The sequence below is a fragment of the Agrobacterium tumefaciens genome (assembly GCF_017726655.1).
Taxonomy (GTDB): Bacteria; Pseudomonadota; Alphaproteobacteria; order Rhizobiales; family Rhizobiaceae; genus Agrobacterium; species Agrobacterium tumefaciens_B.
The window spans coordinates 1,692,315-1,706,982 of sequence record NZ_CP072309.1 but is presented as its reverse complement, the minus strand read 5'-3'; the positions used below and the strand labels follow the sequence as shown (position 1 = coordinate 1,706,982).

General features: G+C 60.4%; 13 protein-coding genes. 2 read left to right on the top strand and 11 right to left on the bottom strand.

What is annotated here, in order from left to right; translation table 11 throughout:
• Nucleotides 1-5 precede the first annotated feature (5 nt).
• From AT6N2_RS22075 to AT6N2_RS22065, 3 genes are all read right to left on the bottom strand, one after another.
• The gene (locus AT6N2_RS22075; protein WP_209091424.1) at nucleotides 6-1,646 is read right to left on the bottom strand and encodes an ABC transporter substrate-binding protein; all 1,641 of its coding nucleotides are present in this window, start codon (nucleotides 1,644-1,646) and stop codon (nucleotides 6-8) included.
• 50 nt (nucleotides 1,647-1,696) lie between these two features.
• Nucleotides 1,697-2,752, bottom strand: coding sequence for a dipeptidase (locus AT6N2_RS22070; protein WP_209091422.1), 1,056 nt, complete (start codon nucleotides 2,750-2,752; stop codon nucleotides 1,697-1,699).
• A 205-nt stretch (nucleotides 2,753-2,957) separates the two neighbouring features.
• Complete coding sequence (locus AT6N2_RS22065; protein WP_209091420.1) at nucleotides 2,958-3,665, bottom strand: phosphoribosyltransferase; 708 nt, start codon at nucleotides 3,663-3,665, stop codon at nucleotides 2,958-2,960.
• A gap of 211 nt (nucleotides 3,666-3,876) precedes the next feature.
• On the opposite strand from AT6N2_RS22065, the gene AT6N2_RS22060 reads away from it, so the two are divergent.
• The gene (locus AT6N2_RS22060; protein WP_209091418.1) at nucleotides 3,877-5,049 is read left to right on the top strand and encodes a M20 aminoacylase family protein; all 1,173 of its coding nucleotides are present in this window, start codon (nucleotides 3,877-3,879) and stop codon (nucleotides 5,047-5,049) included.
• Nucleotides 5,050-5,265: 216 nt separating this feature from the next.
• Nucleotides 5,266-5,967, top strand: coding sequence for a DNA helicase (locus AT6N2_RS22055; protein ID WP_063946952.1), 702 nt, complete (start codon nucleotides 5,266-5,268; stop codon nucleotides 5,965-5,967).
• A 51-nt stretch (nucleotides 5,968-6,018) separates the two neighbouring features.
• Here the strand turns inward: AT6N2_RS22055 and AT6N2_RS22050 are convergent, their stop codons facing one another.
• The 8 genes from AT6N2_RS22050 to AT6N2_RS22015 form a co-directional block, all read right to left on the bottom strand.
• Nucleotides 6,019-7,812, bottom strand: coding sequence for an adenine deaminase (locus AT6N2_RS22050; RefSeq protein ID WP_063946951.1), 1,794 nt, complete (start codon nucleotides 7,810-7,812; stop codon nucleotides 6,019-6,021).
• On the bottom strand, nucleotides 7,809-8,729 hold the full coding sequence (locus tag AT6N2_RS22045; RefSeq protein WP_209091417.1) for a nucleoside hydrolase: 921 nt from the start codon (nucleotides 8,727-8,729) through the stop codon (nucleotides 7,809-7,811). The genes AT6N2_RS22050 and AT6N2_RS22045 overlap by 4 nt, the downstream gene beginning before the upstream one ends.
• Nucleotides 8,730-8,731: 2 nt before the next feature.
• Nucleotides 8,732-9,757, bottom strand: a complete 1,026-nt coding sequence (locus AT6N2_RS22040) for an ABC transporter ATP-binding protein (protein WP_209091415.1) — start codon at nucleotides 9,755-9,757, stop codon at nucleotides 8,732-8,734.
• The gene (locus AT6N2_RS22035; RefSeq protein ID WP_006315562.1) at nucleotides 9,750-10,529 is read right to left on the bottom strand and encodes an ABC transporter permease; all 780 of its coding nucleotides are present in this window, start codon (nucleotides 10,527-10,529) and stop codon (nucleotides 9,750-9,752) included. Before AT6N2_RS22035 ends, AT6N2_RS22040 begins: the two co-directional genes overlap by 8 nt.
• Nucleotides 10,526-11,353, bottom strand: coding sequence for an ABC transporter permease (locus AT6N2_RS22030; protein WP_209091413.1), 828 nt, complete (start codon nucleotides 11,351-11,353; stop codon nucleotides 10,526-10,528). Before AT6N2_RS22030 ends, AT6N2_RS22035 begins: the two co-directional genes overlap by 4 nt.
• A 161-nt stretch (nucleotides 11,354-11,514) precedes the next feature.
• Nucleotides 11,515-12,537, bottom strand: coding sequence for an ABC transporter substrate-binding protein (locus AT6N2_RS22025; RefSeq protein ID WP_209091411.1), 1,023 nt, complete (start codon nucleotides 12,535-12,537; stop codon nucleotides 11,515-11,517).
• Entirely contained in the window at nucleotides 12,534-13,595 is a 1,062-nt protein-coding gene (locus AT6N2_RS22020) for a LacI family DNA-binding transcriptional regulator (RefSeq protein ID WP_209091410.1), read from the bottom strand. Before AT6N2_RS22020 ends, AT6N2_RS22025 begins: the two co-directional genes overlap by 4 nt.
• A gap of 133 nt (nucleotides 13,596-13,728) precedes the next feature.
• Entirely contained in the window at nucleotides 13,729-14,649 is a 921-nt protein-coding gene (locus tag AT6N2_RS22015; RefSeq protein WP_209091408.1) for a LysR family transcriptional regulator, read from the bottom strand.
• Nucleotides 14,650-14,668: the final 19 nt, after the last annotated feature.

Below are 14,668 nucleotides of genomic sequence, written 5' to 3'. Positions count from 1 at the left end.
CCGGATCATTCCTTGGAGATCGTGTAGACGTAGTTGGTGTCGAAGCTCGGACCGAGCTTCAGGCCCTTCAGCTTGTTCGAGTAACCGGCAACTTCCGTCTGTTGGAAGATGATAACGAAAGGACCCTTCGCCAGGACTTCCTTCTGCAGGTTTTCATAGATGGCGGCGCGCTTGGCGCTATCCTTTTCCAGCAGAGCCGACTGCGTTTCCTTGGTCAGATCAGGAACATCCCAGGCATTGCGCCAGGCGAGCGTCTTGTTCTTGCCTTCATCCGAATTGTCGTAGTTGATGGTGAAGGTTTCCGCATTCGAGTTCGGGTCGAAATAGTCCGAACCCCACTGGCCGATGTAGATATCGTGCGTGCGGGCACGGTACTTCGTCAGCGTCTGCTTGCCGTCGCCGGGGATGATTTCGAGCTTGATGCCGGCCTGTGCCAGCGTCTGCTGCACGCTTTCGGCAATGCCCGTCACCGGCTGGGTGTTGCGAACGTCCATTGTCACCGTGAAGCCGTCCTTCAGGCCGGCCTTGGCCAGAAGCTCCTTCGCCTTGGCGACGTCGAGCTTGTAGGGGTTCTCATCAAGCGCGCCAAGCTGGCCCTTCGGCAGGAAGGTCTGGTGAATTTCGCCGATGCCCTTGATGATCGTTGCGCCGATCGCGTCATAATCGACGAGATATTTGAAGGCTTCGACGACTTCGGGCTTCTTCAGGTTCTCGTTCTTCTGGTTGAGGCTGAAGTAATAGACGGTGCCCTTGGGCGCAGAGGTGACGGCAAGGCCTTCCTTCTTGGAAACGGCTTCCATGTCACCCGGTTCGAGGTTACGGGCAACATCGATATCGCCGTTCTCAAGCGCCAGGCGCTGGCCCGAGCTTTCCTTCATGTGGCGATAGACGACGCGCTTCAGCTTCGGCTTCTCACCGTAATAGTTGGGGTTGGCCTCCAGAATGACGGCTTCGTTGGCCTTCCAGCCAAGGATTTTGTAGGGGCCGGAACCGGCATAACCGGTCTTCAGGAACTCGTTGCCGAAATCGGTATCATATTTGTAATCGGCGCTCGGGGTAACCGATTTCGCCTTCTCCATGACCAGCTTCTTATCGACCACCGAAGCGACGGTCGCAGTGAGCACGTTCAGCACAAAGCTCGGCGCATAGGGCTTGTCGACTGTCAGTACGAAGGTGTTCGCGTCTGTTGCCTTCGCCTTTTCGTTGACGTTGTCGCCCTTGAGGCCGAACTGAGTCAGCAGGAAGGCCGGCGACTTGTCGAGCTTGACGGCACGTTCAAACGAGAAGGCTACATCGTCAGCGGTGACCGGATTGCCGGAAGCGAACTTCAAACCGGACTTCAACTTGAATGTATAGGTCAAGCCATCCTCAGAGGTCGTCCAGCTTTCGGCGAGGTCGCCGACAACCTTTGAAGTGTCGTTGAGATCGATGGACACGAGCTTGCTATAGGTGTTGCCGGTAACTTCGGCAGCAGACAGTTCGAAAGCCTCACCCGGATCGAGCGTGATGATGTCGTCGATGGCGAAACCTTCCACCAGCGTATCGGCCGGCGTGGCGGCAAAAGCATGCGGTGCAGACAACATCATCAGCGACAGGGCAGCGCTGGTGCTGAGGATCCGCATGGATTTGTTGAGCGATTTGATCATAGGATCTCCCCTTTTGTTATGAGATTGATTTGGTTCGCTTAAACTGTTTATCAGGCCGCTTCGTGCCAGGCCTCAGACAAAACGCGCAGCCAGTTTTCCCGGCATATTTTTGCAAGTTCTCCATCACCGTAGCCTGCCGATTTCAGCGCCGCAACCAGATTGTGGTTGCCGCTGGCATCGGTAATTCCAACCGGTACGGTCGCGCCATCGAAATCCGATCCGAGCGCCACGCAGTCGATGCCCATGCGCTCCACCATGTAGTCGACATGGCGCACCATATCGGACAATGGCGTATCGGCAATGTCTCGCGCATCGTCTCGCAGCATAGTCACGGCATAGTTCAGGCCGACGAGACCGCCGCTTTCCTTGATGGCATCCATCTGCTTGTCGGTGAGATTACGGGCGACCGGAGTGAGCGCATGCGCATTGGAATGGCTGGCGACCAGCGGCTTGTTAGTGGTCTTTGCCACATCCCAGAAGCCTTTTTCGGTAATATGCGCGAGGTCGATGAGAATGCCGAGGCGATTGCATTCCTTCACCAACGCAAAACCGGCATCGGTAAGACCGGGCGCGGTGTCGGGCGACATGGGATAGGAAAAAGGAACGCCATGGCCGAAAATATTGTGCCGGCTCCACACCGGGCCGAGCGAGCGCAGGCCGGCGGCATAAAACACTTCCAGCGCGTCGAGATCGGCGCCGATCGCCTCGCAGCCTTCCATATGCAGCACAGCGGCGAAGATATCCTCTGCAAAGGCCTTGCGGATGTCGGCCGTGGAACGGCAGAGTCGCCACGCGTTAGCCTGATCGAGCCGCAGCGCAATCGCCGCCTTTTCCATGGCAATATCAAGGGAAGGCAGGCGCTCCAGCGGCGCAGCGAGCGGCGTGTCGTAGTGCCCTTGCGCGTCGGGTTCCTGCAGGATCAGATCGCCGGACGGGATATAGATTGCGCAGATGCCCCCGGCCAGGCCCCCTGCCCGCGCACGGGGCGCATCAATATGGCCTTCGCGCGTGCCGTTCTTGAATTCGGCCACGGGATCGGCACCGGCCTTGCTGTTGCGCCACAATCGAAGCAGCACATCATTATGACCGTCAAACACTGCATGCATGGGAAGAAATTCCAGTAATCGGCAAGAACAAAGGGAGCGGGCAGACGCCGGGATGAGACCGCGCGAAAGCAAACCGGCGCAATTTTCGCCGACCGCTATTGTCTGTCGAAGATGATCTTAGGACGATCCCCCGGAGCTTCGCAAGACGGAAATTAGGCACCGGTGAAATTATCACCACTTGCCTTTTACCGGAACCTGCGCTTCGTCAAGCGCGCCAGCCGCCTTCCGCTTTTGTCAGCAGCGGCGTCGCGAAAACACCCCTCACCCGTTCCGGCCACTCCGGCCCGAAGGCGGCGATTTTTTCCCGCCAGCGATCCGATTGCAGCATGGCCGCGCCGATGACGGCGGGCCGAATGCCGGAGGCCGCCAGAAGCGAAAGACCCGATATGATGGAACTACCGCTGGAGATGACATCATCCACCAGCGCCACTCGCCGGCCCTCGATCAAAGGCAGCATCCGCGGATCGATATAAAGCCGCTTTTCCTGCCTTGTGGTGATGGAGGACATCGGCACCGACAGCTCATCCAGATACCAGAACTTGCGCGAAGTACCGAGCGGCACATAACGGGAGTGACCGAGATGGCGGGCAACAGCGGCGGCGAGCGTCAAGCCCAGCGTCGGCAGGCCGACCACCACATCCGGGCTGAAGGGCTCAAGCCTGGCGGCAAGATCGGCGGCCAGCGCCTCCAGCACCTCAAACGAGGCCTGATTGACGATGAGCGAGGCGAGCGCATGCTCACCATCCGCAAGCGGCCGAATGGGCAGGCAGATCTGTCTCTTGTCATCCAGTTCCGCCGCAAAGAAGCCGGAATGCAGACCTGCCGTTGCAAAGGTGCCGGGTGGATGAATATCCTGCCAGAACTCGTGCGGCGCGGCGGGAGACTGGGCGGCGGGCGATGCGGATGACGGCATCGGTTCTCCTTTCAGGATCGGGATGGCGCAGCACGGCGGACATTGTTTCCGCCATGCCAATCCAGTTCGGCACATTTGTCATTTTAACAACCACAGAGACGCTGCGGGTTCATTTCATTGGCTTTTTACTTTAGAAGAGAAAATAGCAACAGGCATTTGGACAAACCCACCTATGACGCGGGTTTTTCCGCTATTCAAGGACAAGCTTCCCATGAGACTGCTGGACCGGATCGGCGAGGACATGCCATTTCTGACGGAGCTTCGTCATGATCTGCACGCCCATCCGGAATTGGGTTTCGAAGAGGAGAGAACGAGCGCCATCGTCGCCGATCTTCTCGAGCGCGCCGGGCTGAAGGTGCATCGCGGTCTCGGCGGCACCGGCGTCGTCGGCACGTTGCAGGTGGGCAACGGCACGCGCAGCATCGGCCTGCGGGCCGACATGGATGCGCTTGCCATGCCGGAGATGCCCGAGCGGCCCTATAAATCGAAATTTCCCGGCAAGATGCATGCCTGCGGCCATGATGGCCACACCGCCATGCTGCTTGGTGCGGCACGTTACCTCGCCAAGACCCGTGATTTTTCCGGCACCGTGCATTTCATTTTCCAGCCAGCCGAAGAAGGCCGGGGCGGCGCGAAAAAAATGGTCGAGGATGGGCTGTTCGACCTTTTTCCCTGCGATGCTGTCTATGGCCTGCACAACATGCCGGGGCTGGGCGTTGACGAAATGGCCGTGGTGGAAGGCCCGCAGCTCGCCTCTTCCGATAGTTGGCGCGTCACCTTCAAGGGCATCGGCACCCACGGCGCCAAACCGCATCTCGGCCGCGATCCGGTAACGGCGGCGGGCACGTTCCTCGCCTCGCTGCAAAACATCGTCGGCCGCGTCATCGATCCGCTGCAACCGGCCGTCGTCAGCGCCTGTTCGGTGCAGGCGGGCGATCCGAAGGCGCTCAACGTCATTCCCGATCTCGTCGAAATCGGCGGCACGGCGCGCGCCTATGCGGCTGATGTGCGCAACCAGCTGGAAGCGGAAATCGGCCGGCTCGCCAGGGGCACCGCGGCGATGTTCGGCATCGAAGCAAGTTATGAATTCATCCGCCGCATTCCTCCCGTCATCAACGAGGCGGACGCGACGAAGCGGGCTCTGCGCGCCGCCAAAACCGTCTTCGGCAACAAGGCCCGCACCACCTTCTCGCCCTCGACCGCCGGCGACGATTTCGCCTTTTTCGCGGGGCAAGCTCCCGGCTGCTATGTCTGGCTCGGCAACGGCCCGGCGGTGGACGGCGCGCTGCACCACAACACCTCCTACGACTTCAACGATGCGGCCATCGTGCCCGGCGTGGCATTTTGGGCGACATTGGTGGAGCAGGAACTGGCGGGGGAATAGACCCATCTTGCTGCCCGCCGTTTTTCGAACGGCAACATCCCGGACGCTTGTGGCGAATCATCCGGCGCGGTAAATTCCGCGCACAGGCTCGACCCAAGCCTCCCCCCTCCTTTCGGGGAAGCATTCGACATGCGGGGCAATCTCATCATTGAACCATCTGTTCGGGCATTCGCATAAGGAGGGATTGCGTTTCAGACCCGCAATAGAGGTCTTGTGGTGAAACTTTCTACTCCGATTTTTCAGTTGAAACGACGGGCCAAACTTATGGTCCGAAACAATGCCATTCCCCTGCATGAAGCGCTGGACCAGATTGCGCGTGAGGAAGGATTTGCACGGTGGAGCCTCCTTTCCGCTCACATTGCGGCGGGCTCCCTGTCCGAAGACCTGTTCTCGCGCATCGTGGATGGCGACATGCTTCTGCTTGCCGGCCGGCCAGGCCAGGGTAAGACAGCGCTTGGGTTTGACCTTTTGCGCGCGGCAGCCGACGACGGGAGGCAGTCTGTTCTTTTCACGCTCGAAATGACGGAGAAACAGGCAAGGAAGCGTATCGAAAAACACGCGGCCGGTCAGAGAGAAACCGAGATCATGACATCGGACGAGATATGCGCGGATTACATCATCCGCCATTTGTCACCGGCCACACCCGGCACCTTCGCCGTCATCGATTACCTGCAAATACTCGACCAGCAGCGGCACAAGCCGGACCTGTCGCAACAGGTAACCGCCCTTGGGGAATTTGCACAAAAGACCGGCGTCATTTTCGCATTCATCTCGCAGGTTGACCGCTCGTTTGATCCTGAAGTCAAACGGCTTCCAGATATGCGCGATATCCGCCTCCCCAACCTTCTGGATTTGGGCCTCTTCACCAAAGCCTGCTTTCTCAACAATGGCGAAACGCAGCTTCACAATGTGAACTGATATGCTCCGGCTGCCACGACAGGGACACCGCGGCAGCCGGTCCTGACGTCCTTATCCCAAAACCTCGATCACCGGGGTTTCCATCACCTTGCCCGTTAGAACATCGGCGATGCCCATATCCGTCTGGTGGGGGCCGATATTGCAGGCGAGCGTGGCGCCGAAGCAGGCTTTGAAGACGAGATAGGGTGGCTGCCATTCCACCACTTGGCCGACAGCGTCGCGTACCTCCTGAAAGCCCCGCGCCACCTCTTCGAGGGGCGCATCGGAAACGAGGCCGGAGAGCGGCAACGGGAGAACTGCAGTGACCTTGCCTTTGGAGGCGACGGCCATGCCGCCGCCGGTCTCGATCACTGCATTGGCCGCCAGCGCCATGTCGTCTGCATTGCCACCGAAAACGGTGAGGTTGTGGCTGTCATGCGAGACGGTGGTGGCGAAGGCGCCCTTCCAGCGTCCCCAGCCCGTGAGGAAACCGGTTTTCGTGACGGGCTCGGCCTTGCCGTGGCGGTGGGTGACGGAAATCATCGTCGCCCCCTCGGGCGGAACGACGAAACCGTCCTTCACGTCGGCCTCCACCTTCCCCCATTGCGTGAAGCGCGGGCGGTCGATGGTGGCGAGGCGGACCTTTTCGCCTCCGGATTTAACTCGGAAGTCGTCTGCCGAGCGCGACGGCAGCTTCATCGAGCCTTCGAGCGCCGTTGTATCACAGACGTGAGCGTCTACGATCATGCGCCCGTATTCCGCAACAGCCTTTCCCCCGGCCAGGACGTGGCGCGCCGCGAAACCGCTCAAATCCTCAAAAACGACGATATCGGCGCGGCGACCGGCGGCGATGAGGCCTAGATCGGAGCGGCCGAGCCTTTGGGCGGCATTCAGTGTTGCGGCGCGCAGCGCCCATTCGGGCTTCAGGCCATAACGTACAAGACGGCGCACCACATCATCCAGCCCGCCGCCCTTGAGCAGGTCGTCGGGGAAGACATCGTCGGTGCAGAGTGTCACCGTCTGTGGCAGGTGGCCGAGCTTATTCAGTGCCTCCACAAATTCCGGCAGCAGGTGATCGTGCGAGCCGCGCAGCTCGATCGTCAGCCCTGCCCTGAGCTTCGCCATGAGGTCTTCGCCCGAGACCAGTTCATGATCGGAAGAGACGCCCGCCGCCATGAAGGCATTGAGGTCGGCGCCACCAAGACCGCGTGCATGGCCGCAGACCAGTTTCCCAGAGGCAAGTCCGGCCTGCACGATGCCGCTCATGCGCGGATCGCGTTCGATGACGCCGCGCATGTTCATGATTTCCGCGACGCCGCCGATTTCCGGCCACGAGAGGAGATCGGCGAGAGTAGCGGCGTCGAAATCCGCACCGCCACGCTCCAGCCCCGGTGCCGACGGCACACAGGAAGGGGCGAGCAGAATGGCGCGCAGTGGCAGGTTTTCGATTGATTTCGCCGCCCAGCGTACGCCATCGACACCATGCACATTGCCGAATTCATGCGGGTCCCAGACGATGGTGGTGACGCCGCGGGCGACAACCGCTGCCGCATAGGCTGCCGGCGTGATCATCGAGCTTTCGACATGCATATGCGTGTCGATCAGCCCCGGCGACACGTAGCCCCCGCCCGCGTCGATCAACTGCGCGGCATCCCTGCGGCTTACCGGTTCGTGCACGCTGGCGATCAACGCACCGACAATGCCGATATCGGCGGGGCGAAGCTCGCCCGTTACCACGTCCAGTAATGTTCCGCCGGTGATGAGAATGTCAAAAGGCTGATCGCCACGCGCGGCGGCAACCGCACGGGTGCGCAGGGCCTCATTGTTGAGATCGGCGGGTTCCGCCAGGCGGACTTTCGCGCTCATCGGGCGGCCTCCCGGCGCAGTGCCTCCAGTATGGCCACCTTCGCGGCTACAGCATCAACGGTCACGGCAAACTGGGCGTTAAAGCCTGTCACCTTCTCCGCACGTGCCTCGACCACGGTCCTTCCCCGCGTCAGCGAGGCATGGAGCTCGACATCGATGCGCGCCTGCTGCCAGCCAAGATGATCGGAGGTGAAGCCGACTGCGGCGACGGGATCGTAAAGCGCCATGGCATCTCTGCCGCGGCTGGTGGCAATGCCGATGAAACCTTCCAACAGATCGGCAATCAGCCCGGCATTCCTGCCGCCGGCAGCGCGGATCGGCAGCACATCGGCGGGCGAGGCCGTGACCTTGCGGCAGGCATCGAGATCGACCATGCGCAGCGGCAGGCCGTGGGAAAGCACGATCGCCAGCGCCTCGGGATCGGCAAAGGCGTTGAATTCGGCCGATGCCGTGTGGTTACCGCTGGTGAGCCCGCCACCCATCCAGGTCAGGTCGGAAATTCTGGCAGCAAGATCGGGTCGCGCGAGACACAGGGCGGCGATATTGGTGAGCGGGCCGAGCGCGAGAATGCGCTTTTCGCCCTCTTCTTCCAGCCAATTGCAAAGTGCGGCAAAGGCATCGCTTTTCGGCAGAGCCGGCGCATCCGGCAGGCTTTGGCCGACGGTCGGAATGCCGCTATCCCCGAGGATCGACTGCGCGGTTTCGAGCGCGCCGAGCACAGGCATGGCGCGGCCCTGATGGATTGGCATGGACCAGCCGAAGCTTGCTGCGGCACCGGCGGCGTTGCGGCAGACCGCCTCCAGCGTCGCATTGCCGAAGACCAGCGAGATTCCGTCAATGGCAAGGCCTGCCGACTGCACCACCATGATGGCGGCGATATCGTCGAAGCCCATATCGGTATCGATCCACACACCCATGGTCAGTTGAACACCTTTAGGGCCGCCGCTTTCTCGACCGGCAGGTCGAAAGCAAGCGTATCACCAATGGCGTGAGCGCCAAGCGCCGCATCGGTTTCCGCCTTGATGGAGCCAAGCGGCGTATCGAGCAGATATTCGCGGCTGTTTCCGGCAAAGGATGTACCGCGCACGGTTCCCTGGAAAGGACCTGAACCGAGGGTAACCATGCGCGGCCGCCAAGCCAGTCCAGATGCTGAACGGACTGGTCCGGGAAGCTGTGTTGTGCCTGTGGCGGTTTTCAAAGCGCCGCCTTCCAGCGCGAAGATGTTTTCAAAGCCGACAAAGTCAGCCACGAAAGAGGAAACCGGCGCGTTATAAATCTCTTCGGGCGTGCCGATCTGCTCAATCTTGCCGCCCTTCATGACGACAATGCGGTCGGCAAGCGCGAGCGCCTCGATCTGGTCATGGGTGACGAAAATCATCGTCACACCCGTCTCCTTCTGCACGCGCTGCAGTTCGGTCCGCATTTCAAGGCGCAGGCGGGCATCGAGATTGGAGAGCGGCTCATCGAGAAGCAACACTTTCGGCTCCATGACCATGGAGCGCGCCAGCGCCACGCGCTGCTGCTGGCCGCCTGACAGTTCCGCCGGCTTGCGGGAGGCGAAATTGGAAAGTCCTACGGATTTCAGGCCAGAGGCGACCTTTTCCTCCAGCGCCTTGCCGCTCATGCCCTTGAGTTTGAGGCCGAAGGCGACGTTTTCATAGACAGTCAGATGCGGGAAGAGCGCGTAGGACTGGAACACCAGCCCGACGGCGCGTTTGTTGGCCGCGACGCGGGTAATATCCGCGCCATCGAGATCGATGCGCCCACTCGCCACAGGCATCAGCCCGGCAATGGCACGCATCGTCGTGGTCTTGCCGCAGCCTGAAGGTCCGAGAAGCGCGAGCAATTCGCCCTTGCGGATATCGAGATTGAGATCCTTGACGGCGACATTGCCGCCATAGGCGAGCGAGATTTTTTGGAGCGAAAGATAGTTTGCGTCAGACATAACGGGAGAACCCCAGGAAACGTTCGGCCATGAAGACGATGCCGATGGAAAGGAAGGCGAGCAGCGATGAAAGGGCAGCCACGGAAGGATCGAAGACGATTTCCATGTAGCCCAGCATATCGATGGGCAGCGTGCGCACACCGGGACCGGACAGGAACAGCGACACCGGCACCTGATTGAAACTCGTCACGAAACCGAGAATGAACGCCGAAAGGATACCACCGCGGATATTCGGCAGCACCACGCGGAAAAATGCGCCAAGCCGCGACGAGCCGAGCAGCACCGCCGCCTCCTCGATATCGGAGCGCAGATTGTTGAGGCTGGCTGACACCACGCGCACCGCATAGGGCAGGATGAGCGCGGTGTGGGCGAGAAACAAAGCAAGCGTGATGCCGATGCCGAAGGGCACGACGAAATAGCGTAGCAGCGCGAGACCCACGATGATGCCGGGCACGATGATCGGCGCGGAAACGATGGTGCGCACGGTTTCTGCGAAGGGGAGCTTGTAGCGCGACATGGCGTAGGAAGCCGGAATGCCGAGGATGAGCGCCGTAAACGTGCCGCCGATGGCAAGGAACATCGACATTGCGAAGCTCTCGCGAAAACTTTCCACCGTGAAGACCTTTGCGATCCATTTCAGCGAAAAGCCCTGCGGCGGAAAGGCGAGCGTATCGCCGGCCGAAAAAGAGGCCGCGACGATGATGAGGAACGGCCCGATCAGGAAGCCGACGACAAGAAGAAGCGTGAGCGGAATGAAGAGCTGCCGGGTCATTTCTTGTTCCTCGCGGTGGCGATGCGCTTCAAGAGGATATTGGCGGCAAAGCTCATGACGATCAGGATGAAGGCGATGACGCTGGCGGCGACGAAATTGTTGGAAACCGTGACCTGCTGGTAAAGCAGGGTTTCCAGCATCAACACCTTCGAACCACCGAGAATGGCAGGCGTGATATAGGCAGTCAGCGAACCGGTAAAGACCAGCGTACCGCCAACAACCAATCCTTCCTTGGTGAGCGGCAAAATGACCTTCCAGAACACCTGAAACCAGTTTGCGCCGAGCACGCGGGCGGCCGCGATCGTATCCTTCGGCATGTTTTCCAAGGCGCTGATGAGCGAGATGATCATCAATGGCAGGAAGAGTTGCAGAAGGCCGATGAAGACGGCCGTTTCGGAAAACAGGATGCGGATCGGCCCGTCACTCAGGCCCACCGCCTGCAGCGCCTGGTTAACGATGCCGGTCCTTCCAAGAATGACGATCCAGGCATAGGTGCGGGCAACCGGCGAGATCATCAGCGGCAGCACGACGAGATTGACGACATGGCCCTTCGTGCCCGGCGACAGGTTAACGATGGCGAAAGCCGCCGCATAGCCCACCACCGCCGAAACGACAGTGACGAGCGCGCCGAGCTTCAGCGTACGCAGGAAAACCGTCTGGTTCAGCGGATCGGAAAAGAAAGCGGCATAGGCCGATAACGTCCAGCCGTCAGCGGTGCGAAAGCCCTCCGACAGAAGCATGAAGACCGGCACAAGAAAGACCGCCGCCGCGAAAATTGCAGCGGGCAAGGCAAGCGCCAGCGCTTCGGCCCGGTTTTGAAACATGGGTTACTTCCTGAACGGCCATGAAGCCGGTTGTTACGGCAGCCGGACGGACCGGCCTATGATCAAAAGAGGCGGAAAAGCGGTCAGGGGACGACCGAACCGCTTTTCCGGGAATGGAGCTGCCCTTCCGGACGATGCCCCATTCCAAACGGTAAAACGACTTACTGGCCGACCTTGGCGTTCCACTCCGACAGCCACTTGTCGCGGTTATCGAGCGTCACGTCGGAAGGAATGAGCTGCAGGCTCTTCGCGGTCTCGTCGCCATAGGTGATGTTGTTTGCCACCTCGTCGGAAACCTTGACTTCCCTGTTGGTCGGGCTGTCCACCAGCTTTTCGGCGAGAGCCTTCTGAACGTCGGTCGAAAGCCAGAAATCCATGAACTGCAGCGCGAGATCTTCGTTTTTCGTACCCTTCGCTACGACGAGCACGTTCATGCCGCCGGTCTGGCCTTCCTTGGGCGTCGCCCAGGCAAGCGGCAGATCGAGCTTGGTGAACGGCGCCCAGGAGAAGCGGCCAATCGGCGCTGCCCAGATTTCTTCCTGCTGCATGAGCTGCACCAGCTGCGAGGACTTGACGTAGAAGGTGACGATATCGTCCTTCTTCTCACCCACGGCTTCGATTGCGCCGGCAAGATCAGGCGTATCCTTGCCGATGGCCTTGCCCAGCATGTAAAGCGCCGGCGGGCCCTGATTGGTGGTAACGTTCGGGAAGGCGACGTGATCGACGATGCCGTCCTTCAGGAGATCGGCCCAGCTGTCGATCTTCATCTTGTCGGTGCGGTAAACGATTGAGGTAGCGTAGAAATTGACGCCGACGCTCATGCCGTCGCCATTCGGATCCTTGGCGATGTCATAGAGCTTTCCAATATTCGGAACCTTGGAAGCATCGATCTTCTGGATCAGGTCCTTGCGGGTGGCCGACAATGCATCGGCCATAGAAACGATAGCGAGATCGACAACCGGATTGGCCTTGTTGGCTTCCATCTTGGCCAGACGCTCGACGCTGTTGCCGGTCTCGACGACCAGCTTGCAGCCGCATTGCTTTTCGAACGGCGTATAGACCAGTTCCTTGAATTCATCCTGCGCGAAGGCATAGACGGAAATCGTCAGAGTCTTGTCCTGCGCCTGCGCCGCTCCCGTCGTCAGCATCAGGGCGGTGCCCGATGCAAAAATGAACTTTTTCATGGTGTGAGTTCTCCTGCTGTCGTTTTTTTGGCTTCAATCGCATCATGCTTTGTCTTGCCGGTGGAGCCCCGCATGATCAGCGCCATCGGTACTTTCGAAATATCAGCGGTCACTTCGCCCGCGATGCCGTTTTCGCCCGCGCTGTCGATGGCGCGCAGCAAGGCTCCAACCGCCAGATCGGCGATGCGGCCCATATCCATGCGCATGGTCGTGAGCGGCGGGGTGACGACGGCGGAAAAGATGAGATCGTCAAATCCGGTGACGCTTGCCTTCTCCGGCACCTCGATACCCTCGCGCTGCAATTCGGTTAGCGCCCGCAACGCATGCAGGTCGGAGATGGCGGCAAAGGCGGTGAAGCCTTCCGCAACCAGATCGGCAAGTCCCAGCCGGCAGCCGGCACCATCAACCTCTTCGAGGCTGTCGATCCAGAGCGTCCGGGTCACACAGGTCTTGCCGAGACCATCACGAATGCCGCCGAGACGGTCGTTCTGCACGTTGGATTCGCGGTTCTTGCCGACAAGCACCACCTTGCGGTGCCCAAGGCTTGCCAGATAATCGCCCACCTGCCGCCCGCCATCCCAATGGTCGGCGGCGACGGTGTTTCCGGGCGTTGATGGGCTGTCGATGACCGCAACCGGACAATCGACGTTGGCGATACGCGTGCCGCGGCGGGGAACGATGACCATGCCATCCACCCCGCGCTCAATCAGACGGTTGATGGCATCCGTCTGCATGGCGATTTCGCCGCGCGCATCGGCAATCAGCACGCCGTAACCGGCATTGACCGCCGCCTTTTCGATGGCCTGGGCGATCTGGGGGAAAAGAGGGTTGGCGATATCGGGCAGTACCAGTCCCAAGACGCCCGATTTGCCGGTGCGTAGCGCCCTGCCCGCCGAACTCGGCACGTAACCCAGTTCGCTTGCCGTCCTGCGTATACGCTCCACCAGCTCCGGTGAAACACGGCCCTTGCCGGAAAGCGCATTGGAAACGGATGCCACCGACACGCCGAGTGCCGCTGCTATCGCGCTCAGATTGGTGGCAGGCCGTGACGATGCCATGAATGGTCCGGAGAGTAGATTAAACGTTTAATCAGAATAAGCGAGGCGTGCCCCGCTGTCGAGTCCTGCCCCGTCAAAATAAGGCGAAAAGCTGGGCACACCGGTTAAATGCCCGAAAAAAGAGCGATTATTTTTACAGGGTCGGTGTGCTGGCGGCGCGATAAGCCTCTACCTGGCGCACCAGCCAATCCCGAAACAGAACGACCGGAACGTGATTGGCGCGCGAAAGCGGCGCCACCGCATAATAGGAACTGGGACTTTTTGCCTGATGGTCGAAGGCTTTGACCAGCTGCTTGGATTTCAGCTCGTTGTCGATCAGGAACAGCGGCATGAGCGCCACGCCAAGCCCGGCGATGCAGGCCTGCGCGACGCTTGAGAACTGCTCAAACCGCATGCCCTGCGGCAGGGCGAGTGACAGGCCGAGGCTTTCGAACCAGTGCCCCCATGCCCCCGGTCGCGAGGCCATGTGCAGCAACGGCAGGGCGGCGATATCGTCGCCGCTTTCCACCGGGTGGGCGCTGAGGAATTGCGGGCTGCACACCGGGGCGACCATTTCATGCATGAGAAAGGTACTCTCCGCCCCCGGCCAGTCGGCCTGACCGATATGGATTGCCATGTCCAGCTGCTCGCGCTCAAAGTCGAACTGGCCGATGCGAGTGGCGAAATTGATGGTGATTTCCGGATGGTTCGCCACGAAGTCCGGGATGCGCGGCAAGAGCCAGCGGGTGCCGAAGGTGGGCAGCATCGCGAGGTTCAGGGTATTGCCATGCGTTTTGGTCATGATCTGAAGCGAAGCGGAGCGTATCTCGCCAAGCGCCGCCGCGATCGATTTTGCGTAGACCCGTCCTTCGGCGGTCAGCGCGACGCCTCGGGCACCGCGCTCGAACAGGCGCACACCAAGCTGTTCTTCGAGTGACATAACCTGCCGGCTGATCGCCCCCTGCGTCAGCGCCAGCTCATCGGCGGCGGCGGAGAAACTGCCCAGCCGCGCCACGGAATCGAAAGCGGCGAGCGCGCTGGTGGATGGCAGGAGTTTACGGCTGAGTGATGTCATGAGCTATTACTATAGGTAA